Origin of the sequence: Streptomyces sp. NRRL F-5123 (assembly GCF_000721495.1) — a bacterium.
Classification (GTDB): domain Bacteria; phylum Actinomycetota; class Actinomycetes; order Streptomycetales; family Streptomycetaceae; genus Actinacidiphila.
Map to the genome: position 1 here is coordinate 23,150 of NZ_JOHY01000049.1, position 23,137 is coordinate 46,286.

Below are 23,137 nucleotides of genomic sequence, written 5' to 3' on the forward strand. Positions count from 1 at the left end.
GTTGCGTACGTTTTCATTTCTCACCGCACCGTGATTGGAAAATTCGTCGTCAAGCAGACAGAAAAAATCGGGCACCTCCGCCGGAACCGCGGCAGCCACATAATCGAAGGCTACCAGGCGGTCAACTGCCGCGAACAGGTGAGAATTTCACGTACGGCAGTGCAATAAATCACCGCAGGACGGCGACGGCAAACGAGAGTTCTTCCGTGGAGCGTATCCACACCGGTACCGCCGCATCGCGGTAGGACGCCGTCAAGGCATCGCCGGAGCGGGCGAGTTCGATCCTCCAGAAGAGGAAATCGCCCAGCCCCGCAATACCCGACAGCGCCTTGAAAGCCGCTTCCTTCGCCGAGAAGAGTTCACGCGCGGCATATTCTCCGGCGGGCGCCAGCAGCATGTTCCGCTCGCGTGTCCGCAGAACGAACCGCGCCATCCGGGGACCGATCTCCGCGCTCTCGATGTCGACGCCGACCGCCGCCGCACCCGGCACCACCGCCGCGACGGCCAGCCGGTCGCAATGGGAGATCGACCCGGCGAACCCCGGCGGGAAGCCGGGCCGGCCGCCGCCGGGGCCGCGCGGCACGGTGCGCTCCGCGGAGCCGGCCGCGGCGAGCGCGGCTGCGGCCGCCCGGCGGCCGGCCGCGGACTGCTCCTGCGGTCCGTACGGCCGGCGCACCGGGCGCCAGGCGACGTGCAGCCCCGCGGCGGCGCCGGCCGGGACCGCCGGCAGGGCAGCCACTGCGGGCCGTCAGGCGCGGAGCGCCACGACGTGGTCGGCCAGCGACCCGATCGAGCGCAGCACCTCGGGGTGGACGTCGTCGTCCCACTCGAAGTCGAACTCGTCCTCCATGGCCACCAGCAGCGCGACCAGCGCGTTGGAGGACATCCCCGCCTGCCGCAGCGACTCGCTGTCCGACACCGAGTCCACGAACCGGTCGCCGCCGTGCTGGTCGCGCAGCAGTGCGCGGATGCTCTGCCGCACCGCGGACACGTCCTCAGGCACGGGATTCCACTTCTTCGACGAACTTGTGGACGATCGACTGGTAGCCCTCCGGGTCGTCGATGAAGGCGATGTGGCCGGCCCGCGGGATGATCTCGCAGCGGCCGTCCGGGAAGAGGTCGGCCAGTTCCTTGGCGCCGGTCGGGCCGAGCAGGAAGTCGTCGTCACCGGTGAGGACCAGCGTCGGGACCGTGACCTTGGCGATCATCTCGGGGCTGCTCTTGTCCTGCATGGCGCGCTTGAGACCGTTGGTCATCTCCTCGACGGTGGCGAGCGCGCTGAAGCTCTCGCGGAAGCCCAGGAAGCCGGGCGCGCCGAGCGCCTCGTTCATCTCCGCGCTGAAGACCTCGGGGTAGAGGTGCTCGTACAGCCCCTCCAGGCCGTGGCTCTCCAGCGTGCGCAGCCACGCGCGCTGGATCTGCCGCTGCCGCCGCATGCCGCGCGGGCCGAAGGCCGGGCCGGTCAGCACCATGCCCTTGATCCGGTCGGGGTGCCGCAGCGCGGCCTCCCGGGCGAAGACGGTGGAGGTCGACAGGGCGACCAGGTACGTCGACTCGATCTCCATCGCGTCGAGCAGGCCCATCAGGTCCTGCACGTGCTCCTCCCACGTCGGCTCCTCGGGAACCTTCGAGGACGCGCCGTGGTTGCACAGGTCGAAACTCAGCAGACGGTAGTTCTTCTCGAGTTCGCCGGTGTAGACCCGCCACGCGGGAACGGGCAGGAAGAAAGTGTTGAGCAGCGTGATGTCCGGTCCCTCGCCACGCGACTCGTAATAGATCTCGACGCCCTCCCTCGTACGTATGCGGGGGGTGTCGTTGTAGGTCATATCCAGCCGGGAAAGCTCTTCATAGCCTGCCATGCGATTCCTCCACAGATTCGGTTCCAACAGCGCCGGCACCCGGCAGAACGCCGGCGAATCCGGCGACGATCTCGGCCGCCGGGAGTTCGCCGGAAATGGCACCGCAGGACAGGCCGCAGTACATCGCCATCTCCTCGATACGGCCGCTCGTGGCGGTCGTGGGCACCGCGGCACTGAACCGCGGCACGACATAGGGCTTTCCCTCGACCACGGTGCGGCCGATGAATTTCTTCGGCTGGTCGGGATCGCGTGTGACGTCGGTCGCCAGGACCCGGTGGCGGCGACCCGGCCAGCCGATCTCGTACACGTCGGAGATGACCGTGTCGGCCTCGGCGGCGGCGACGACGGCGCTCTTGAAGACCGGGTGGGCCATCGACTCGCGCGCCACCACGAAGGCGGTGCCGAGCAGCACGCCGTCGGCGCCCGCGGCCGTCGCGCGGGCCGCCTCGGCGGCCGAGCCGATACCGCCGGCCGACACCAGGCAGGCGTCGGGCAGCAGCGCGCGCAGCTCGCCGACCAGGTCGTCGCGCAGCGCCGTGCCGAGCAGGTGGCCGCCCGCCTCGGTGCCCTGGACGACGACGATCGCGCCGTGCCCGGCCGCGCGCACGCCGTCGGCGACGGTGCCGACCTGGACGACCAGCTTGCGCCCGGCAGCGGTGACGCGCTCGAACACGGCGTCGTCGGGCATCCCGAACAGCGACACGTAGACGTGCTGCGGGGTCTCGTCGAGCACCTGGCCGAGCTGCAGGTCGAGGTCCTCGGGCCCGACGACCTCCGGGATGAGGTTGACGCCGACAGGGCGGTCGGTGCCCGCGACCAGCCGCTTGAGCGCAGCCGACAGCGCCTCGCCGGCCAGCTTGTAGCCGCCCAGGCAACCCGCCCCGCCCGCCTCCGACACCGCGCAGGCCAGGTCGGGGCCCGCGACGCCGCCCATCCCCGACTGGAGCAGGCCCACCCGGATCCCGAGCGCCTCTGCCAACGTGGCGCGCATCAGTCCAGCGCCTCCACCGCGGACAGCGCGGCGGCGGTGTCGCCGAAGCGCCGGGTGAGGGTGTGCACCCAGCGCTCCAGACCGAAGGCCAGGCAGCTGGTGTGCGCCGTGTCGTCGCCGGCCGAGATGGTGCAGCGCTCGCCGAAGAAGTTCCGGTGGTAGTTGACCGAGCCGATCGACAGGCCGTCGACGATGAACTCCTCCTTGACGGGGAAGAGCCGCTGCATCTTGGCCTTGCTGCTGTTCTTGTCGAAGAACGGGTCGGTCGCGACCTCGACGCCGACCTCCAGGCCGAGCGCGGAGCACAGCGCCAGCACGGTCTCCTTGGCGCGCACCAGGTGCTGCTTGGCGCCCTCCTCGGGGCCGATGAAGACGATCTCGCGCATGGAGAAGCCCAGCAGCCGCTGCAGGCCCGCGTAGTGGTCCTCGTTGCGGAAGCAGGTGGCGACCGTGGTGCGCATGAGCCCGTCGGCGGGCAGCGTCCGGCCGGCCAGGTCGACGTAGATCGCGTAGCAGGCCGCGGACGGCAGCGCGAAGGCCGTGGGCTCCATGACCTCGGGCGGGACGCGGTCGACCGGGCGCTCGGCGTCGGTGAGCAGCTTCGCCAGCCGCTGCGGGTCCAGCCGGGTGGCGGCGAGGCCCAGGTGCGGGAAGTTGTCGAAGTAGTCGAACCGGTCCAGGTGCTCGGTCCCGATCAGGAACGGGAAGCGGAACTCCGGCGCCTGCCAGCCCGCGGCGAAGCGCTGGAAGACCCCGTCGATCGCGCGCAGCAGACGCAGCTGGCCGCCGTCGAGAACGCCCAGGCCGTTGTCGGTTGCTGTGGTCATCACGCCGCCTTCTGCTTGAAGAATCGCGCTTCTATCGCGTCGAGGGTCCGGAAGTCGTCGAGGTCGATGTCCTCGGGGTCGATCGCGTCGCCGGTCAGCTCCTCCAGCAGGAAGATGAACTCGACGAAGGCGAGCGAGTTGATGGCCCGGCTGTCGATCAGGTCGAAGTCGCCGGACAGCTGGTCGAGCTTGGGATTGCGCCCCAGGATGAACTCCTGGACGGCCGCCATGGGTTCGCTCATGACTCGGCAGGCTCCCCGACGATCGCGCCGGCCTTCACCAGGAAGCGCCGGGTGCGCTTGAGGATCTGCTCGTGCGCCTCCTTGCGGGCCGGGTGCTCCAGCGCCCGCCGGCGCAGCTTCAGCGCGTCCGGGATGCCCGCGTCGCGGTAGGCGGCGGGGTTGTAGAGGGTGGCGATGCTGTACTGGAGGTAGCTCTCCAGGTACTCCGCGATCACCGGGACCTCTTCGGGGTCGCGCTTCCTGACCTGCTCCAGCAGGTTGACGAAGATCATCCGGCCGAACGCGACATGCCGGCTCTCGTCCTGGTGGTGCACCCGGTTGATCTCGCGGGCGATGAACGGCAGCGACTCGTCGGTCGCCATGTGCGCGTTGTAGTAGTCGACGATCTCCTCGAAGATCAGCACCCGCGCGAAGACGATGAGTTCGCGGGCCAGCGGCGAGAGGTGCTCGACCGAGTCGGCCTGCAGGTTCGGCTGCGCGGGGTAGAGCTTGCCGCCGTAGCGCAGGCAGAACTGGGCGAAGAACCACATGTGCTCGTTCTCTTCGCCGATGAAGTGGTGCATGAACTCCGAGACGCCCGCGTAGGTGCGCTCGTGGATGCGCATGACGACTTCGCTCATCAGCTCACGGATGCCGTGGATGTTGAGGCTGAAGAAGTTGATCGTCTCGTAGCGGGTCAGCGCCACCTGCTGCTCGCGGGTCAGCTCGTCCCACATCTCGGTGCCGGCCAGCGTGGTCAGGCTCTCGCTCATCCACGGTTTGTCCGGCTCGATGGTCTCCGGCCAGTCGAAGTACGTGTACGGGTTGTAGTAGCCGGACGAGGCCAGTTGCTCCAGGCGGTCCAGGTCCAGTTCGACCGGCTCGATGTCGCGTACAGCCATGGGTTCAGTCGTCTCCTCAACGCACCGATCGGATATCCGCGCGCACGTGGACCGGCGTCTTCGAGCCGCACTCGTGGTAGCCCAGGGCGGCGTTGCCGGACGCTGTGGACGGAATGACTTTGTTGTAGATCGAGCCCAGGCACAGCTCCTGGAAGTCGCCGGTGCTCGCGGAGAGCCGCGCGGCCAGCTGCGACTTGGCGATGTCGATGGTCTTGAGCGTCCCGTCGTCGTCCTCGACCTCGACGCAGGCGTGCGGCAGGTCGAGGGCGCCTCCGAGCACCCCGCAGAACCAGCCGCGCTTGGCCTCGGCGCGGTAGCCGGCGTCCCGGAAGCGCTCGGTGAGCAGCAGGCTCGCGGCGATGCAGCTGGTCGCGCCCAGCTCGTGCACCAGCCCGTAGTCGGCCTGCATCGGCACCGGGATCATCTGCCAGCGGTAGCCGGCCGCGAGGTACTCCTGCGTCAGCTCGCGCAGCACCGGGGAGATCACCGGGGTACGCGCGCCCGTCGTGGTGACGGTCGCGGTGTACGCCGCCGAGCCCGCACCCGGGTCCGGCTCCGACACCTCGGCGAGCCGGCCGCCGAACCGGTCGATGTCCGGGGCCTCCAGGCGCCACGGCGCCTCGCCCGCGCAGTCCGGGCACTCCAGGGTGACCTGGAAGTCCCAGGTCTTCGCCCGCAGCAGGTCGTCGACCGGGCGGCCGGCGAACCGGAAGAGCATCCGGAAGGCCAGCTCCGGCTGGGTCTTCGAGGTGTTCGAGTACATGCCGAGGTTGTAGAGGTCGTTCGTGTCGAAGTGCCGGACGCCGTCGCGCTCCTCGCACGGCAGGCCGGCGGCGACGAGCCGGTCGATCTCCGCCGGCCCGCAGCGCAGCATCTCCTGCGCCACCGATTCCGGCTGGTCCCGCACCGAGTATTCGGCGGGAATGAACTCGATCGAGTCCGCGACCCTTTCCCAGGGCGTATCCACTGCTACTGACTGGCCCGACACGGTACCTCTCCCCCGCAGAATCGGCGCGGCACGGTTGTGACCTTGCGGCCCAGATTAACCGTAATAAAAGCGTGGCGGTATATGAGAAACTCACTATCGAAGGTGCATCCGGCACGCCGGCAAGAGACTCAGCAGGCCACCGGCCTGCACTAGCCCATTCCGGAAGCCCCATCAACCCCTATCGCACCCCTGGCCAACCCTGTAAGACTTATGCGTAGGGGTAGGGGTGGGGTATGAGGAGAGACCCCGGCGCAGTAGGGTCGGCCGGGATCCAGTGAATCCTAAATCATTTGCTTTCGACAGCAGCGAATTTCTTGAGAATCGGGAGCCGGCGGGCCAATGGCTGATGAAGAAAAGCTGCGTCAGTACCTCAAGAAGGCAACCGGCGACCTGCGGCTGACGGCCCGCAAGCTGCAGGAGGCCGAGCTCAAGGACTCGGAGCCGATCGCGATCGTCGGCATGGGCTGCCGTTTCCCGCCGGGCCTGCGGTCGCCGGAAGGGCTGTGGGAATTCGTCGCGGGCGAGGGCGACGGCATCTCGCCCTTCCCCGGCGACCGCGGCTGGGGCGCGGACGGAGGCTTGGACGGAGGTCAGGGCGGAGGCTCGGACGACGCCGGGCCGGGCCGCCGGGGCGGCTTCCTCGGCGGCCCGGCCGGGGCCGACCGCTTCGACGCGGGCTTCTTCGGGATCACCCCGCACGAGGCGCTGGTGACGGACCCCCAGCAGCGCCTGCTGCTGGAGACCGCGTGGGACGCCGTCGACCACGCCGGGATGGACCCCGCGGGCCTGCGCGGGACGCGCACCGGCGTCTACGCCGGGGTGTCCTACTGCCACTACGGCGCCGGCCCGCAGTCGGCGCTCCCCGAGGGCGCCGCGGACCAGCAGATCATCGGCGGCGCCCCGAGCACCACCTCCGGCCGCGTCGCCTACGCCCTCGGGCTGCACGGACCGGCCCTCAGCATCGACACGGCCTGCTCGTCCTCGCTCGTCGCGATCCACCTGGCCTGCCAGGCGCTGCGCCGCGGCGACTGCGAACTCGCGCTGGCCGGCGGCGTCACCGTCATGGCGACGCCGAACGTCATCCTGGAATTCGGCCGCCGCGGCGCCCTCGCCGCGGACGGCCGCTGCAAGCCCTTCGCCGCGGGCGCCGACGGCATGGGCTTCGGCGAGGGCGCCGGGCTGCTCGTCCTGGAGCGGCTGTCGGCGGCGCGGGCCGCGGGCCACAGCGTCCTCGCGGTGATCCGCGGCTCCGCCGTCAACCAGGACGGCGCCACCAACGGCCTGACCTCGCCCAGCCGTTCCGCCCAGGAGGCGGTCATCCGGCAGGCCCTCGACAGCGCCGGACTCGCCCCCGACCAGATCGACGCGGTGGAGGGCCACGGTACGGGGACGGCGCTGGGCGACGCGATCGAGGCGGAGGCCGTCATCGCGACGTACGGCGAGAACCGCCCGCAGGGGCGGCCGCTGCGGCTGGGCTCGGTGAAATCCAACATCGGCCACACGCAGACCGCCTCCGGCGTGGCGAGCGTCATCAAGATCGTCATGTCCATGCGCGCGGGCGTCCACGCCCGCACCCTGAACATCGACTCGCCCTCGACCTACGTCGACTGGTCCGCCGGCTCCGTCGCCCTCACGACCGAGGCGTGCCCGTGGCCGGCCACCGGCCGCCCGCGCCGCGCGGGCGTGTCGTCCTTCGGCATCAGCGGCACGAACGCGCACGTGATCGTGGAGGAGCTGAGCGCGGCGGGTGCCGCGGGAGTCACGCTGCCGGGCGCAGCGGACGCCGGGGACAGTGCGGCGCGAAGCGCCGCGGGCGGGGTGAACGGTACGCCGCTGGGCGCCGCGGGCAGCGCGGGCAGCGCGGGCAGCGCGGGCAGCGCGGGCAGCGCGGGCAGCGCGGGCAGCGCGGGCAGCGCGGGCAGCGCGAACGGTACGGCTGCCGCCGCCGGCACGGGTACCGCAGGCCGCACGGCCGCAGGTGCCGCGAACAGCGCGGCTGCCGTCGGCGGTACGGCCGGAGGCATGGTGCCGGGCGTGGCAGGCGTCGGTGCCGCGGGCGGGGGGGTCGGGGACGGCTGCGGGCCCTGGGTGCTGTCGGCGAAGGATGCGGGCGCGTTGCGCGACATGGCCGGGGAGTTGGCAGGCTTTCTCGCTGGGCGGCCCGCGGACGAAGTGGCCGGGGTGGGGCGGGTGCTCGCCAGGTCGCGGGCGGGGTTCGCGCACCGGGCCGTCGTCGTCGGCTCCGCCGCCGACCGCCTGGACGCGCTCGCGGCGCTGGCCCGCGGGCAGGAGGCGCCCGGGCTCGTCACCGGTACGGCCACGGGTGCGGGCGGTGCGCCGACCGCGCTCGTCTTCACCGGCGACGCGCCGGGGGCCGCCGACGCGGCCCGCGAACTCGCCGCGCGCTTCCCCGTCTTCGCCGCCGCCCACGCCGAAACCCTCGCGCGGCTGGAGGAGGCGCTCGGCGCGCCGCCCGCCGCCTACCGGCAGGCGGCGGTGTTCGCCCTCCAGACGGCACTCCTCGCACTGGTCCGCTCCTTCGGGGTGGAGCCGGAAGTCGTCGCGGGCGCGGGCATCGGCGAGATCGCGGCGGCCCGCGCCGCCGGGGTCCTGTCGCCCGCCGACGCGGCGGTCCTCGCCGCCGCCGCGGCACGTGCCGACGCCGACGCGGACGCCGACGCGGGCGCGCTGCGCGGGGACGGCGACCTGTCGCCGGCCGACGCGGCCGCGCTCGCCGCCGCCGCGGCACGTGCCGACGAGGACGCGGGCGCGCTGCGGGCCGCAGCGGAGGGCGTCGCGTACGGTACGCCCGACCGCACGCTCGTCCTCGCGGCAGGCGGCGCGGCGGGCGAGCCCGAACGCTGGGCCACCGGCGGCTTCCTGGGCGCGGGCGGCGACGTCCTGGCGCGCGTGCGGGAGCAGGGCGCGGCGGTCTGCCTGGAGCTGGACCCCGGCGCCGTCACCACCGCGGGCGAGCTGCTGGCCCGCCTCGCGGCGGCGTACACCGCCGGGGCGGCGGTGCGCTGGGAGGCGGCCTTCGACGGCGTCGCCGAGTCCGGCGAGCAGGTCCGCCTGCCCGGCTACCCCTTCCGGCGCAGCCGCTACTGGCTGGCCTCGCCCGCCCTCGGCGGCCACGGCCCGAGCGAGCCCGCCCGCGAGCCCGTGCATCCGCTGCTCGGCAGCGAGATCGACCTCGCCGACCCCGCCGAGCGGCGCTTCGCCCGTACCCTGACGGGCCGTGAGCCCTGGTACGCCGGGCAGTACCGGCTGCGCGGCGCCGCCGTCCTGCCGCCCGCCGCCGTCGCCGAATGGGCCCTCGCCGCCGCCCGCCACGGCGCCGGGGAGGGCATCGACCCCGCGGACGTCCGCACCATCGAGGACCTCGTCTTCGGCCCCCCGGCCCTGCTCACGGGCACCCGCCCGCTCCCCCTGCAGACAGCGGCGGAGACCCACGGCGCCACCCGCCGGGTACGCGGCTTCACCGCGGAGACCGCGGCCGCGGCGGACCCCGCCGGTGGCGGCACCTCCCACGCGGACCACGCGGAGCACGCCGCCGTCGCGGACTACGCCGGTGGCGGCACCTCCCACGCGGACCACGCGGCGCGCCCCGCTGCCGCGGACCACGGCGGCTCCGGTGCCTCTTCCCCCCTCGCAGCGGTCCCCGGCGCCCCGAACGGCGTCGCGGTCCCCGGCGCCTCCCCCCGGCGCCCGCGCTGGACGCACCGGTTCACCGCCTGCGCCGCGGAGAAGAATCCGCCCGCGCCCTCCCGGGTCGAGCTCGACGGGCTGCGGGGGCGGATGGCGGGGCGGGACCCGGAGGGGCTGTTCGCCCGGCTCGACGCGAGCGGGGTCGCGTGCGGGTCGGCGTACCGGGACGTCGTGCGGGGCTGGTGGCAGGCGGAGGACGAGGCGCTGGCGCTGCTGGACAGCGGGGCGGCGGGCGGGGAGGGGTACCTCCTGCATCCCGTCGTCCTCGAGGTCTGCCTGCTGGCCGCCGCGCCCCTCGTCACGGACGCCGGCGGCGAGCTGTGGCTGCCGGCCGGGCTGGCCCGGCTGACCTGCCACCGCGAGCTTCCCGGACGGGTGTGGTGCCATGCGCGGCGCGCGGCGGACGGCACGGTCGGCGTCGAGCTGTACGACGACGCGGGCGAGCCCCTGGTCAGCGTCGCCGGGCTGGTGTTCGCCCCCGCCGAGCTGCCCGCGCAGGACGTAGGGGACCCGCAGGACACCGCGGACGGCGGCGAGCCGTGGAATTCCGAGGCGCTGGCGCGGCTCGCGATCGAGAACCCCGACGGCGCCAGGCAGGCGCTCACCGACACCCTGTTCGCCCGGGTGAGCTCGATGGTCGGCGCCTTCGCCGACGACCCGGCGACCGTGCGCACCCGCTTCCCCGTCTCCCGGCTGGGCGACCTCGGCCTCGACTCGCTGCGCGCGATGCGGCTGCGGGAGCAGTTCCGCACCGGGCTGCAGGTGGACGTACCGCCGCAGAAGCTGCTCGGCGAGAGCACCGTGGCGGACGTCGTGGACCTGGTCTGCCGCTCCCTCGCGGCGCGCAGCCTCGTCGTGACCGGCGACGAGGAGCCGGCGGCGGGCGAGCCACTCGAAGAACTCATCCTCTAACCCGCCAGAAGGGCAGCCACCATGACCACCGACCTCTTCGCCGAGCTGTACCGCCGCGGGGTCAGACTGCGGCTGGCCGACGGCCGGCTGCATGTGACGGCCCCGCCCGGTGCGCTGACTCCCGAGCTGCGCGACGAGATGAAGCTGCGGCGGGACGAGCTCGTCGAGATCGTCTCCCGCTCCGCCGCCGCGTCGGACGGGGCGGAGGCGCTCGTGCCCCGGCCCGAGGAGCGGCACGAGCCCTTCCCGCTGACCGACATCCAGCAGGCCTACTGGGTGGGCCGGACACCCGCGGTGGAGCTGGGCGGCAACTCGACGCACTGCTACCTGGAGTTCGACGCCGCCGATCTCGACGTCCCGCGCCTCGGGCGGAGCCTGGACGAGCTCGTACGGCGGCACGACATGCTCCGGGCGGTCATCCAGCCGGACGGCCGGCAGCGCGTGCTGCCGGAGGTGCCGGCGTACGAGGTGCGGGCCCTGGACCTGTCCGGGCTGGACGAGGCCGCGCAGGAGGCGGGGATCGAGGAGATCCGCCAGGAGCTGGCGCACCAGGTGCTGCCCGCCGACCGGTGGCCGCTGTTCGAGGTGCGGGCCACGAAGCTGGACGAGCGGCGCTGGCGGCTGCACCTGAGTCTGGACATGCTGATCATGGACGGCTTCAGCTTCGGGATCTTCCAGCGCGACTGGTTCCGCTTCTACAGCTGTCCGGACGAGCCGCCCGCGCCGCTCGGTGTGACCTTCCGCGACTGCGTCCTCGCCGAGCAGCGGGCGCAGGGCGAGCAGCGCTTCGAGGACGACCGGAAGTACTGGCTGGACCGGCTCGACACCCTGGCGCCCGCGCCGGAACTGCCGCTGGCCGTGCAGCCCGGGCAGCTCAGCCGCCCGCGCTTCGCCCGGCAGCACGCCCGGCTGCCGCGCGAGAGGTGGACGGCGGTGAAGGAGACGGCCCGCAGCCGCGGCCTCACCCCTTCCGCGGTGCTCATGACCGCGTACGCCGACGTGCTGCGCCGCTGGTCGAAGCGGCCCGAACTGACCATGAACCTCACGCTGTTCAACCGCCCGCCGCTGCACCCGCAGGTCGGCGAGGTGATCGGCGACTTCACCTCGCTGGTGCTGCTGGAGACCCGGCCCGAGGCCGGGGACTCCTTCGCCGGGCGGGCCAAGCAGCTGCACCTGCAGCTCATGGAGGACCTGGGGCATTCGACCTTCTCCGGCGTGCGGGTGCTGCGCGAGCGGGCCCGGAGGCTGGGCGGGCGGCCGGGCGCGGCCATGCCGGTGGTCTTCACCAGCATGGTCGGCTTCGACTCCGGGTCCGGCCCGACCGAGACCGCCCAGGTCTTCGGCGACGTCGTGTACGGCGTGAGCCAGACGCCGCAGGTGTGGCTGGACTACCAGGTGCTGGAGGACCGCGGGGAGCTGCTGGTCAACTGGGACTACGTCGAGGGCCTCTTCCCCGACGGCATGCTGGAGGAGATGTTCGAGGCGCACCGGGCGGGCCTGGAGCGGCTGGCCGGCGGCGAGGCGGCGTGGGACGAGCGGGAGATCGTCGTCCTGCCGCAGGAGCAGGCCGAGGAGCGCCGCCGGGCCAACGACACGTACGTCGACATCCCGGAGCGGACGCTGTGCGCGCTGGTCGAGGAGCAGGCCGCGCGGACCCCGGACGCGGTCGCGGTGATCGCCCCGGACGGAGCGCACGGCTACGCCGAACTCGTCGCGGACTCCCACCGGCTGGCGCACGTGCTGCAGGCGGCGGGCGCCGCGCGGGACACCCTGGTCGGCGTCATCGCCGAGAAGGGCTACGAGCAGGTGGCGGCGGCCCTCGGCGTCACCCGGTCGGGGGCGGCGTACCTGCCGGTCGAGCCGCGCTGGCCGGCGGCCCGCCGGGCGAAGCTGCTCGAACAGGGCGGGGTGCGGGTCGTGGTGACGACCCCGCGGCTGCGCGAGGAGCTGGAGTGGCCCGCGGGCGTCCGGCTGGTGACGCTCGCCGACGACGAGGTGCGGTCCGCGCCCGCGACGCCGCCGGCGGCCGGTCCCGACCCGGCGGACCTGGCGTACGTCATCTTCACCTCCGGCTCGACCGGCACCCCCAAGGGCGTCATGATCGACCACCGGGCGGCCGCCAACACCATCCAGGACCTGGCCGAGCGCTACTCGGTCACGGCCGCCGACCGCGCGCTGGCGCTGTCCGCGCTGAGCTTCGACCTGTCCGTCTACGACATCTTCGGCATGCTCGCGGCGGGCGGCGCGGTGGTGATGCCGGAGCCGGGCCGGGCGCAGGAGCCGCAGCACTGGTCGGAGCTGGTGGAACGGCACGGGGTGACGGTCTGGAACAGCGTCCCGGCCCTGATGCAGGTGTGGATCGACGCGCACGACACCGCCGCTCCCCCGCCCGGTCACGCCCTGCGGCTGGTCATGATGAGCGGCGACTGGATCCCGGTCGCGCTCCCGGACCGCATCCGCGCCTGCTACCCCGACGCGGTGCTGATGAGCCAGGGCGGCGCCACGGAGGCGTCGATCTGGTCGATCCACCACCCGATCGGCGAGGTGCCCGCGGACTGGTCGCGGATCCCGTACGGCAAGGCGCTCGGCAACCAGACGATGCACGTCTACGACGAGTGGCTGGAGCCGAGCCCGGTGTGGGCGACCGGCGAGATCTACATCGGCGGCAGCGGGGTGGCCCGCGGCTACTGGGCCGATCCGGAGCGGACGGCGGAGCGCTTCTTCACGCACCCGCGCACCGGGGAGCGGCTCTACCGCACCGGTGACCTCGGCCGCTTCCTGCCCGGCGGGGACATCGACTTCCTGGGCCGCGAGGACTCGCAGATCAAGCTCAACGGCTACCGCATCGAGCTGGGCGAGATAGCCGCGCCGCTGCGCCGCCACCCCGGGGTGCGGGACGCGCTGGTCGCGGTGGACACCAACCCGCGCACCGGCAGCCGGCAGCTGGTCGCGTACCTGGTGCCGGACGGGGGCGAGGCGGTGCCGGGGCGTACGCACCCGGACGCGGCGCTGCTGCGGGCCCAGCTGGAGGAGCTGCTGCCCGAGTACATGGTGCCGCGGCACTACCTCGTCATCCCGCGGGTGCCGCTGAGCGCGAACGGCAAGGTGGACGCGTCCGCGCTGCCCGCCCCGCGCGAGCAGCAGCCAGCGGGCACGCACTCGGCGCCGCAGGACGACGTGGAGCGTACGCTGCTCGGTTTCTGGCAGGAGGTCCTGGAGCGCGACGACTTCGGGACGGACGAGAACTTCTTCGAGCTCGGCGGCGACTCGCTGCACGCGATCGGCATCCTGGAGCGGGTCGCGCGGGAGTTCGGCACCACGGTGAGCCAGGACGAGGGGCTGCGCACCCTCTTCGACAACCCGACGGTCGCCCGGCTCGCAACGGTGCTGCGGCCCGCCGCCGGCTGAGCCCCGCACGACGGAGCCGGGCCACCCCCCATGGGCGGCCCGGCTCCGTCGTGCGTCGCGTCAGCTCTCCTTGCCGTACAGGTGCAGGCAGATCGGTGCGCAGACGGCGGTGATGACGGCGCTCGCGACGAGCGTCCAGGCGACCGCGCCGCCGGTGCCCGAGCCGCCGTTCATCAGGTCGCGGGCGGCGGTGGCGACATGGCTGAGCGGGTTGACCTTGACGAAGGCCTGGAGCCAGCCGGGCATGGTGCTGGGCTTGACGAAGACGTTGCTGGCGAAGGACAGCGGCATCAGCACGGCGTTGGCGATGCTGATGACGACGGCCGGGTCGCGCAGCGCGAGGGCGAGCGCTGCCCACACCAGGGACAGCGCGAGGCCGAAGACGATGACCAGGGCGACGGCGCCGAGGACGCCGAGGAAGCCGTTGTCGGGGCGGTAGCCCATGGCGACGCCCAGCACGATGACGATGACGGACGCGAAGACGTACCGCGCCCCGTCGCTGAGCAGGCCGCCGAGCACGAACGCGCCGCGCCAGATGGGCAGCCCGCGGAAGCGGTCGAACGCGCCGCTGCGGACGTCCTGGGCGAGCCGGCCGCCGCCGTACATCGTGACGATGGCGATGCTCATGCTGAGCACGCCGGGCAGCAGGACCTTGAGGTATTCGGACGTGGAGCCGCTGATCGCGCCGCCGAAGAGGTAGGTGAAGAGCACCGTGAACAGGATCGGGATGGCGGTGGAGTCCACGAGCTGCTTGGGGTCGTGCTTGAGCTTGAGCATGGCGCGGCTGCCGAAGGCGGCGGAGGCCGCGACGGGGCCGGCCCGGTGGCGGGTGCGGCCGGCGGCGAGCAGGGCGTCGACGGGGTCGGCCGCCGCTGCGGCGGGGCGCGCGGGGGCGGTGGGGCTGCTCATGCGGTCTGGTCCTCGTGGTCGGGGGTGGCCGGGGCCGTCCGGTGGCCGGTGAGGGCGAGGAAGGCCTCGTCGAGGCTGGGCTGGCCGAGCGAGAGGTCGGCGACGCCCACGCCGGCGTCGGCGAGCCGGGTCATGGTGCGGCCGACGAGCCGGCTCACGTCCTTGTCGCCCTTGCCGCCCTGCGCGGTGGCGAGCATCACGGACAGCGCGAAGGGGTCGGCGTCCAGCTCCACCGTCCCTTCGAGGGACTCGCCGAGGATCTGCCGGGCCCGGTCGCGCTGGGCCTCGTCGAGCAGCCGCAGGTGCAGGGTGCCGGAGCCGACGCGGGACTTGAGCTGGGAGCTGGTGCCCTCGGCGACGATCCGGCCGTTGTCGATGACCGCGATCTGCTCGGCGAGCTGGTCGGCCTCGTCCAGGTACTGCGTGGTGAGCAGCACGGTGGTGCCGGCCGCCGCGACCCGGCGGACCAGCTCCCACACCTGGTTGCGGCTGCGCGGGTCGAGCCCGGTCGTCGGCTCGTCCAGGAACAGCAGGTCGGGCGTGACGACGAGGCTGGCCGCGATGTCCAGCCGGCGGCGCATACCGCCGGAGTAGCCGCTCACCGGGCGGCCCGCCGCGTCGGTCAGGTCGAAGGCGGCCAGCAGCGCGTCGGCCCGGTCCCGGCAGGCGGGGCGGGGCAGGCCCTGGAGGCGGCCGAGGAAGATCAGGTTCTCGTATCCCGTCAAATCCTCGTCGAGCGAGGCGTACTGGCCGGTGAGCGACACCCGGGCGCGGATCGCGTCGGCCTCGGTCAGCACGTCGTGGCCGAGCACCTTGGCGGTGCCGCCGGTCGGTTTGATCAGCGTGGCAAGGATCCGGATGGTGGTGGTCTTGCCCGCACCGTTCGGGCCCAGGAACCCGAACACCTGGCCGCGCGGGATCGTCAGGTCGATCCCGTCCAGCGCCCGCTTCTCCCCGTAGGCCTTGGCCATGCCGCGTGCCTCGACCGCCGGTTGATCCTCGTCCACGCGATTCTTTGACATGCCGTAAGAGTTGACTATCTCTCACAGCTTGTCAAGGTTATGGCGGAACGCATACCGTCGGGGAATGGTCGACTCGCAGGAAACCGCCCCGCCGCCGCGCCGACGCCGCGCCGACGCGCAGCGCAGCATCGACGCCATCCTCAACGCGAGCCGGGTCGTGCTCGGCGAGCGCCCGGACGCGAGCATGGACGACGTCGCCTCCGCGGCGGGCGTCACACGGCAGACGGTCTACGCGCATTTCCCCTCGCGGGACGCGCTGGTCGCCGCCCTCATCGAGGCGGCCGCCGCCGAGTACCTCGGCGCGCTCGACGCCGCCGGGCTCGACAGCACCCCGCCCCCGCAGGCGCTCGCGCAGTTCCTGGACGCGGGCTGGCGCTTCCTGCGCCGCCACCCGATGCTGCTCAACCCGACCGCGCCGCGCACGCCGGAGCCCAACCACAACGCGCTGTCCGACGTGGTGCCGCCGCGGCTCGAACGGCTCGTCACCCGCGGCATGGAGGGCGGCGACTTCGACGTGTCGCTGCCCGCGGCCTGGCTCGCCGCCGCGATCATCGGCCTCCAGCACGCCGCCGCCGCGGAGGTCGCCGCCGGCCGCCTGCTCGCGGACGACGCGGAGGCGCTGTGCCTGCGGAGCGCACTGCGGTTGTGCGGGAGCAGGTAGACCGCCCGGGCCGTGTACGGCACATCCCGTCCGCCCGGCGGGCGGACGACGCCATGTGTCGGGCACCGCCCGGCGGAGGGACTCCTCCGCCGGGCGGCCCGCTCCCGCGTCAGTCCCGCGCCCCCGGGAGGTCCTCCTCCGTCAGGCCGCCGTCGAGCAGGGCGAACAGCTCCTCGTCGGTGGCCGTGTCCAGGGCCAGCTCCGTACCGTCCCCCTCGTCGCCGGGGGCGGTGGCCGCGCCCTGCGGCGCGATGTCGTCCCAGCGGCTCAGCAGCGCCCGCAGCCGCCGGGTGATCCTGCCGTGCAGCTCCTCGCCCGGCGCGGACCGCAGCAGGGACCGCTCCAGGCTCTCGATCTCGTCGAGTACCGGCTCGGGCGCGGGCCCGGCCTGCGCGCCCTCGTCCGGGGTGAGCTTCGTCCGCAGGTGGCGGGCCAGCTCGGCCGGGGTCGGGTGGTCGAAGACCAGCGTCGCCGGGAAGGTGCAACCGGTCGCCGCGGCGAGCCGGTTGCGCAGGTCCACCGCGGTGAGCGAGTCGAACCCGGCGTCCCGGAAGGCGCTGTCGGGGTCCATGGACTCCGCGTCGCCGCCGCCCAGCGCGACGACCGCGTGCGAGCGGACGAGCTGGAGCAGGAAGGCGTGCCGCTCGGCCTCGTTGAGCGGCGCGAGCTGCCGCGCGACGCCCGTGCCGGGGTCGGCCGCCGCGGCCTGCGGCTGCACCGGCGTGCTGACCAGCCCGCGCCACAGGGCCGGGAGGGCGCCCTCGCGGGCGAGGGCGCGCAGCCTGCCGGTGCGGATGCCGGTCGCGAGCAGCAGCGGCTCCGCCGAGCCGCGGGCCGCGTCGAACAGGCCGAGCGCCAGCGGGGTGGGCAGGGCGGTGTAGTAGCCGGACATCCGGGTCCGGCTGGAGGTGGTGATGGTGGCCGTCAGGGCGCTGGTCTGCGCCCACAGGCCCCAGGCGATCGACGTCGCCGGCAGGCCCAGCGACCGCCGGTGGTGGGCGAGCGCGTCCAGGACGGTGTTCGCCGCCGCGTAGTTGCCCTGAGCGGGGGCGCCGGTGAGACCCGCGCCGGAGGAGAAGAGGACGAAGTCGGCGAGGTCGGCGCCCGCGGTCAGCTCGTGCAGATGCAGCGCCGCGTCGGCCTTGGGCCGCAGGACGGCGTCGATCCGCTCCGGGGTGAGCGAGCCCAGGATGCCGTCGTCGAGGACACCCGCGGTGTGCACCACCGACGTCAGCGGGTGCGCGGGCGGTACGGCGGCCAGCGCCCGCGCCAGGTCCGCACGGTCGCCGACGTCGCAGGCCACGATGTCGGCGGCGGCGCCGAGTCCGGCGAGGGCGGTGCGCAGCTCCTCCGCGCCGGGTGCCGCGGGCCCGCTGCGGCTCAGCAGCAGGAAGTGCCGGGCGCCACGGGCGGCGAGGTGGCGGGCGACGAGGCCGCCGAGGGTGCCCGTGCCGCCGGTGACCAGCACCGTGCCGTCGGGGTCCGGCTGCCGCGGCACCGTCAGCACGTTCTTGCCGACGTGCCGGGCCTGGCTCATGTGGCGGAAGGCCCCGACCGCCTGCCGCACGTCCCACGTCGTCAGCGGGGCCAGGTGCAGCGCACCCGCCCGGAAGAGGTCCATGACCTCGGCGAGCATCGCGCCGATGCGGTCCACTCCCGCGTCGTCCAGCACGAACGCCCGGTAGCCGACGCCGGGATGGGCGGCGGCGACCTCGGCGGCGTCCCGGACGTCGGTCCTGCCCATCTCGACGAAGCGCCCGCCGGACCGCAGCAGCCGCAGCGAGGCGTCGACGAACTCGCCGGCCAGCGAGTCGAGGACGACGTCGATGCCGCGCTCCCCCGCCTCGGCGGCGAAGCGCTGCTCGAAGTCCAGGGTGCGGCTGGACGCGATGTGCGCGTCGTCCAGCCCCGCGGCCCTCAGCACCGGCCACTTGGCCGGGCTCGCGGTCGCGAACACCCGGGCGCCGCGGTGCCGCGCGAGCTGCACGGCGGCCATGCCGACGCCGCCGGCCGCCGCGTGCACCAGCACCGACTCGCCGGCTTCCAGCCCGGCCAGGTCGGACAGCGCGTAGTGCGCGGTCACGAAGGCCACCGGCACGGAGGCGGCCTGCTCGAAGGACCAGTCCGCGGGGATCGGCGCGAGCAGCCGCTCGTCGGTCACCGCGACCGGCCCGAACGCGTGCGTGAGCAGCCCGAGGACGCGGTCGCCGGGCGCCAGCCCGGTGACGTCGCTGCCGACGGCGGTCACGGTGCCCGCCCCCTCGCCGCCGAGGTCGGCCTCGTCCGGGATGAGCCCGAGCGCCACCACGACGTCGTGGAAGTTGAGCCCCGCCGCACGCACCGCGACCCGCACCTCGCGCGGGCCCAGCGGCCCGTCCTGCGGGGCGCACTCGGCGAGGGTGAGCCCCTCCAGCGTGCGGGTGCCGGTGCACTCCAGCCGCCACCCGGCCGCCCCGGCGGGCGGTACCAGGCCCTCCCCCGACGCGGCCCGGGCAAGCCGCGGGACCAGCAGGGCCCCGGCGCGGACGGCGAGTTGCGGCTCGCCGGCCGCGGTGACAGCGGCCCACAGCTCCCCCGGCGCGGGCTGCTCCGTGTCGTCGTCGACCAGGACGAAGGCCTCGGGGTGCTCGGTCTGCGCCGACCGCACCAGCCCCCACACGGCGGCCGCCGCGAGGTCCGCGACCCCCGCCCCGGCTTCCGCGGCGACCGCCCCCCGCGTCCTGACCACCAGCCGCGCACCGCCGAGGACGTCGTCGGACGCCTTGTCCTGGAGGACGCTCAGCGTGGCGGCGGTGACCTCCCGGACCCGGTCGGCGATGTCCGCGCTGCGGAATCCGCCGTCGGCGGGCGCGGCCCCGGCCCCCGCCGGGCTGCGGTCCCCGGCCGCCTCCCCGGCTTCGGGCAGCGTGTCGCCACCCGCACGGGCTTCCGGCACGCACCACACCACCGTGGCCGGGACGGGGGTCCCCGCGGCCACCGCCGCGCGGAGCGCGTCGAGGTCGGGGTAGGGGGTGGCGTCCTGGCCGGACTCCGTCAGCCGGCTGGTGACTGCCGCGGCCCCGCCGTCCGTGCCGAGCACGGCCCAGCGCTGCGGGGCGCCCGCCGCGGGGACGGGAACCGGGGTCCAGTCGACGCGGAAGAGGGCGTCGCGCAGCGACGAGGTGTCGGCCGCGCGCAACTGCTCGGCGGTCACCGCCCGTACGACCAGCTCCCCCACCGAGACGACGGGGCGCCCGTCCAGGTCGGCGGCGGACAGCGCGACGCGCTCCGGGCCCAGCCGGCGCACCCGGACACGAAGGTCGGTCAGGCCCGGGGCGGCGAGGGCGACCTCGCCGAAGAGGAAGGGGAGCCACAGCCGCGCGGGCCCGTCCTCCTCCGCCATGAGGATGCCCGCCGCCTGCATCGCGGCGTCCAGCAGCGCGGGGTGGACGCCGTAGCGCCCGGCCTCGCCGCGCTGGGCGGCGCCGAGGCCGACCTCGGCGAAGACCTCGTCGCCGCGCCGCCAGGCCCGCCGGATGCCGCGGAAGGCCTCCCCGTAGGCGTAGCCGCGCTCGGCGTAGCCCTCGTACAGCCCCTCCGTGGGCAGCACCTCGGCCCCGGCGGGCGGCCAGACGGCGAGGTCGGCGGCTTCGGCGGCGAGCGGCGGGCCGCTCAGCTCCCCCGCGGCGTGGGACGTCCACTCGCCGTCGAGGGAGGAGTCCTCGGGCCGCGAGTAGACGGTCACCCGGCGGCTGCCCGCGGCGTCGGCGGCCGCGGCGACGACCTGGACCTGCACCGCGCCCTCCGGCGGGATCGCCATCGGGGCCTCCAGCGTCAGCTCGGTGACGCCGGAGCAGCCGGTCTCGGCCGCGGCGCGCAGCGCGAGTTCGACGAAGGCCGTGCCGGGCAGCAGCACCTGGTCCTCGACGGCGTGGTCGGCGAGCCAGCCGTGGGTCTGCGGCGACAGCCGCCCGGAGAGCACGACGGCGCCGTTGTCGGCGGCGTCGATCGCGGCGCCGAGCATCGGGTGCTCGCCCGCGCGCAGCCCGGCCTTGCCGAGCGCGTCGCCGGAGGGCTGCTCCTGGTCCAGCCAGTAGCGCTGCCGCTGGAAGGCGTACGGCGGCAGGTCGACGCAGGCGCCGCCGGGCCGGCCGAGCAGCCGCTCCCAAGCGACGGGCACCCCGCCGGTGTGGGCCTGCGCGACCGAGCCGAGGAAGTCGTCCGGGCCGCCGCGGTCGCGGTGCAGGGTGCCGAGGACGAGTGCGGCGGCGTCCGCGGCCGCGATCGTCTCCTCCAGACCCATCGTCAGCACCGGGTGCGGGCTGGCCTCCACGAACAGCTCGTACCCGCGCTCGGTCAGGGTGCGGGTGACCTCGTCGAAGCGCACCGGCCGGCGCAGGTTGCGGTACCAGTAGTCCGCGTCGAGCCCGGTGGTGTCGAGCTGGCCGCCGGTCACCGCGGAGTAGAAGGGGATCCGGGAGGGCACGGGCGTGACGCCCGCGAGCTGCACGAGCAGTTCGTCGCGGATGCGCTCGACGTGCGGCGAGTGGGAGGCGTAGTCGACGGGCAGGCGCCGCACCCGTACGTCCGAGTCCCGGTAGGTGTCGACGAGTTCGGCGATCGCGTCGGTGTCGCCGGAGACGACCACGGAGCCGGGCCCGTTGACGACACCGACCGCGAGCCGGCCCGCCCATCGGGCGAGCGCCGCCTCGGCGTCGTCGCGTCCCATGCCGAGCGAGGCCATCGCGCCCTGCCCGGACAGCGCCACGATGGCGCGGCTGCGCAGCGCCACGATCCGGGCCGCGTCCTCCAGCGACAGCCCGCCCGCGACGCACGCGGCGGCGATCTCGCCCTGCGAGTGCCCGACGACGGCCGCGGGCGCGATCCCGGCGTGCTCCCACAGCGCGGCCAGCGACACCATGACGGCGAACAGGACCGGCTGGACGACGTCCACCCGCTCCAGGTCCGGGGCGCCTGGCGCGCCGCGCAGCACGTCGCGCACCGACCAGCCGGTGAAGGGGGCGAGCGCGGCCTCGCACGCGGCGAGCCGGTCCCGGAAGACCGGCTCGGCGTCGAGCAGCCCGAGCGCCATGCCCGCCCACTGCGAGCCCTGGCCGGGGAAGACGAACACCGCCTCGGCGGAGCGGCTGCGGGCCGCGCCCTGCACCACGCCGGGCGCGGGCCGCCCCTCGGCCAGCGCGTGCAGCCCGGCGAGCAGGGCCTCCCGGTCGGGGCCCAGCACCACGGCCCGGTGGCTGAGCGCGGCTCGCCGGACCAGCGCGGCGGCGGTGTCGCGCGCGTCCAGCTCCGGGTGCGCCGCGGCGAAGCCGGCGAGCTGCGCGGCCTGCCCGCGCAGCCCGCGCTCCCCGCGGCCGGAAAGGACCCACGCGACGACGCCCGGTCCCCCGGACGCGGGACCGGTGTCCGCGGTACGGGCAGGGGTGGCGGCACCGGCGTCGGCGTCGGCGTCGGCAGAACGGGCAGGCCCGGACCCGGCGGCCCTCCCCGGGGCCGTGGCAGCGGCAGGCGCCTCCGCCGCCGGGGCCTGTTCGAGGACGAGGTGGGCGTTGGTGCCGCTCACGCCGAAGGAGGAGACTCCCGCGCGGCGCGGGTGGCCGGCGTCCGGCCAGGGCTGCGCCTTGACGGCCAGTTCGACGTCGCCCGCCTCCCAGTCGACGTGCCGGCTCGGCTCGTCGACGTGCAGCGTCGCGGGCAGCATGCCGTGCCGCATCGCGAGCACCATCTTCATCACGCCCGCCGCGCCCGCGGTCGCCTGCGTGTGGCCGATGTTGGACTTCACCGACCCCAGCAGCAGTGGCTTGCCGTCCGGCCGGTCCTGCCCGTACGTCGCGAGCAGCGCCTGCGCCTCGATCGGGTCGCCCAGCGTGGTGCCGGTGCCGTGCGCCTCGACGACGTCCACGTCCCGCAGCGTCAGGCCCAGGCCGAGGCCCTCGGCGAAGCCGAAGCCGTCCGCGGCCTCGGCGAAGGCCTTGCACCGCCCGTCCGCGGACAGCGCGCGCTGCCGGCTGAACTCGACGATGACGCGCGGGCTCGACATGACGGTCACACCGCCCGCGACGGCGAGCGTGCACTCGCCCGACCGCAGCGCCTGGCAGGCCATGTGCAGCGTCACCAGCGACGACGAGCACGCCGTGTCGACCGTCACCGCGGGCCCTTCGAGGCCGAAGACGTAGCTCACCCGGCCGGACAGGATGCTCGGGGTCGTGCCCGCGACGGCGTAGCCCTCCATGCCGTGCGGGTAGTCCGAGGGCCCGGCGCCGACGAAGACGCCGGTACGGCTGCCGCGCAGGCTCTGCGGATCGATCCCGGCGGCCTCGAACAGCTCCCAGGTGCCCTCCAGCAGCAGCCGCTGCCGCGGGTCCATGGCGAGCGCCTCGCGTGGCGAGATCCCGAAGAACTCCGCGTCGAAGCCCGCCACCCCGGTCAGGAAGCCGCCCTCGCGGACGTAACTGGTGCCGAGGTGGTCGGGGTCGGGGTCGTACAGCCCGCCCAGGTCCCAGCCGCGGTCGGCGGGGAAGCCGGTGACGGCGTCGCGGCCGTCGGCCAGCAGCCGCCACAGCTCGTCGGGCGAGGTGACGCCGCCGGGCAGCCGGCAGGACATCGCGACGATCGCTATGGGCTCGCGGAGCGTCGCCTCCAGCTCGTCGTTGCGCGCCCGCAGCCGCCGGGTCTCCTTGACCGATTCGCGCAGCGCCTTGGTGATCTCTTCGATGGATGCACTCATCGGGA

At 74.3% G+C, this 23,137-nt stretch carries 14 protein-coding genes; 3 read left to right on the forward strand and 11 right to left on the reverse strand.

Features of this window, described 5'->3' with window-relative positions; all coding sequences use genetic code 11:
- Positions 1-169: 169 nt before the first annotated feature.
- From IH54_RS0129715 to IH54_RS0129750, 8 genes are read right to left on the reverse strand one after another with little or no spacing between them, the layout of a single operon-like run.
- Positions 170-739 (reverse strand): 4'-phosphopantetheinyl transferase family protein, encoded by a 570-nt coding sequence (locus IH54_RS0129715; RefSeq protein WP_052398019.1) that lies wholly within the window; start codon positions 737-739, stop codon positions 170-172.
- A gap of 9 nt (positions 740-748) precedes the next feature.
- Positions 749-1,003 (reverse strand): phosphopantetheine-binding protein, encoded by a 255-nt coding sequence (locus IH54_RS0129720; RefSeq protein WP_031522745.1) that lies wholly within the window; start codon positions 1,001-1,003, stop codon positions 749-751.
- Complete coding sequence (locus tag IH54_RS0129725) at positions 996-1,859, reverse strand: alpha/beta fold hydrolase (protein WP_031522746.1); 864 nt, start codon at positions 1,857-1,859, stop codon at positions 996-998. Before IH54_RS0129725 ends, IH54_RS0129720 begins: the two co-directional genes overlap by 8 nt.
- Complete coding sequence (locus IH54_RS0129730; RefSeq protein WP_052398021.1) at positions 1,846-2,850, reverse strand: NAD(P)H-dependent flavin oxidoreductase; 1,005 nt, start codon at positions 2,848-2,850, stop codon at positions 1,846-1,848. Before IH54_RS0129730 ends, IH54_RS0129725 begins: the two co-directional genes overlap by 14 nt.
- On the reverse strand, positions 2,850-3,677 hold the full coding sequence (locus IH54_RS0129735; RefSeq protein WP_031522751.1) for a hypothetical protein: 828 nt from the start codon (positions 3,675-3,677) through the stop codon (positions 2,850-2,852). Before IH54_RS0129735 ends, IH54_RS0129730 begins: the two co-directional genes overlap by 1 nt.
- Positions 3,677-3,919, reverse strand: a complete 243-nt coding sequence (locus IH54_RS0129740) for a hypothetical protein (protein ID WP_031522753.1) — start codon at positions 3,917-3,919, stop codon at positions 3,677-3,679. Before IH54_RS0129740 ends, IH54_RS0129735 begins: the two co-directional genes overlap by 1 nt.
- Entirely contained in the window at positions 3,916-4,800 is an 885-nt protein-coding gene (locus IH54_RS0129745) for a diiron oxygenase (protein ID WP_031522755.1), read from the reverse strand. Before IH54_RS0129745 ends, IH54_RS0129740 begins: the two co-directional genes overlap by 4 nt.
- 16 nt (positions 4,801-4,816) lie before the next feature.
- Positions 4,817-5,767 (reverse strand): hypothetical protein, encoded by a 951-nt coding sequence (locus tag IH54_RS0129750; RefSeq protein WP_031522756.1) that lies wholly within the window; start codon positions 5,765-5,767, stop codon positions 4,817-4,819.
- Positions 5,768-6,127: 360 nt separating this feature from the next.
- On the opposite strand from IH54_RS0129750, the gene IH54_RS0129755 reads away from it, so the two are divergent.
- Positions 6,128-10,408, forward strand: a complete 4,281-nt coding sequence (locus IH54_RS0129755; protein WP_052398022.1) for a type I polyketide synthase — start codon at positions 6,128-6,130, stop codon at positions 10,406-10,408.
- A gap of 21 nt (positions 10,409-10,429) precedes the next feature.
- The gene (locus IH54_RS0129760; protein ID WP_031522758.1) at positions 10,430-13,816 is read left to right on the forward strand and encodes a non-ribosomal peptide synthetase; all 3,387 of its coding nucleotides are present in this window, start codon (positions 10,430-10,432) and stop codon (positions 13,814-13,816) included.
- Positions 13,817-13,876: 60 nt separating this feature from the next.
- Here the strand turns inward: IH54_RS0129760 and IH54_RS0129765 are convergent, their stop codons facing one another.
- The gene (locus IH54_RS0129765; RefSeq protein ID WP_031522759.1) at positions 13,877-14,725 is read right to left on the reverse strand and encodes an ABC transporter permease; all 849 of its coding nucleotides are present in this window, start codon (positions 14,723-14,725) and stop codon (positions 13,877-13,879) included.
- Positions 14,722-15,747 carry a daunorubicin resistance protein DrrA family ABC transporter ATP-binding protein gene (locus IH54_RS0129770; protein ID WP_031522760.1) on the reverse strand — a complete coding sequence of 342 codons (1,026 nt, stop codon included), beginning with the start codon at positions 15,745-15,747 and terminating at the stop codon, positions 14,722-14,724. The genes IH54_RS0129765 and IH54_RS0129770 overlap by 4 nt, the downstream gene beginning before the upstream one ends.
- Positions 15,748-15,811: 64 nt before the next feature.
- On the opposite strand from IH54_RS0129770, the gene IH54_RS0129775 reads away from it, so the two are divergent.
- The gene (locus IH54_RS0129775) at positions 15,812-16,408 is read left to right on the forward strand and encodes a TetR/AcrR family transcriptional regulator (RefSeq protein ID WP_031522761.1); all 597 of its coding nucleotides are present in this window, start codon (positions 15,812-15,814) and stop codon (positions 16,406-16,408) included.
- A 109-nt stretch (positions 16,409-16,517) separates the two neighbouring features.
- On the opposite strand, the gene IH54_RS0129780 is transcribed toward IH54_RS0129775, so the two are convergent.
- Positions 16,518-23,132 (reverse strand): type I polyketide synthase, encoded by a 6,615-nt coding sequence (locus IH54_RS0129780; RefSeq protein WP_031522762.1) that lies wholly within the window; start codon positions 23,130-23,132, stop codon positions 16,518-16,520.
- Positions 23,133-23,137: the final 5 nt, after the last annotated feature.

What these genes read in the sequence shown, in the direction of transcription:
- IH54_RS0129725 (WP_031522746.1), bottom strand. Translation starts at nt 1,859, where the DNA reads ATGGCAGGCTATGAAGAGCTTTCCCGGCTGGATATGACCTACAACGAC.
- IH54_RS0129730 (WP_052398021.1), bottom strand. Translation starts at nt 2,850, where the DNA reads ATGCGCGCCACGTTGGCAGAGGCGCTCGGGATCCGGGTGGGCCTGCTC.
- IH54_RS0129735 (WP_031522751.1), bottom strand. Translation starts at nt 3,677, where the DNA reads ATGACCACAGCAACCGACAACGGCCTGGGCGTTCTCGACGGCGGCCAG.
- IH54_RS0129740 (WP_031522753.1), bottom strand. Translation starts at nt 3,919, where the DNA reads ATGAGCGAACCCATGGCGGCCGTCCAGGAGTTCATCCTGGGGCGCAAT.
- IH54_RS0129745 (WP_031522755.1), bottom strand. Translation starts at nt 4,800, where the DNA reads ATGGCTGTACGCGACATCGAGCCGGTCGAACTGGACCTGGACCGCCTG.
- IH54_RS0129755 (WP_052398022.1), top strand. Translation starts at nt 6,128, where the DNA reads ATGGCTGATGAAGAAAAGCTGCGTCAGTACCTCAAGAAGGCAACCGGC.
- IH54_RS0129760 (WP_031522758.1), top strand. Translation starts at nt 10,430, where the DNA reads ATGACCACCGACCTCTTCGCCGAGCTGTACCGCCGCGGGGTCAGACTG.
- IH54_RS0129765 (WP_031522759.1), bottom strand. Translation starts at nt 14,725, where the DNA reads ATGAGCAGCCCCACCGCCCCCGCGCGCCCCGCCGCAGCGGCGGCCGAC.
- IH54_RS0129770 (WP_031522760.1), bottom strand. Translation starts at nt 15,747, where the DNA reads ATGTCAAAGAATCGCGTGGACGAGGATCAACCGGCGGTCGAGGCACGC.
- IH54_RS0129775 (WP_031522761.1), top strand. Translation starts at nt 15,812, where the DNA reads ATGGTCGACTCGCAGGAAACCGCCCCGCCGCCGCGCCGACGCCGCGCC.
- IH54_RS0129780 (WP_031522762.1), bottom strand. Translation starts at nt 23,132, where the DNA reads ATGAGTGCATCCATCGAAGAGATCACCAAGGCGCTGCGCGAATCGGTC.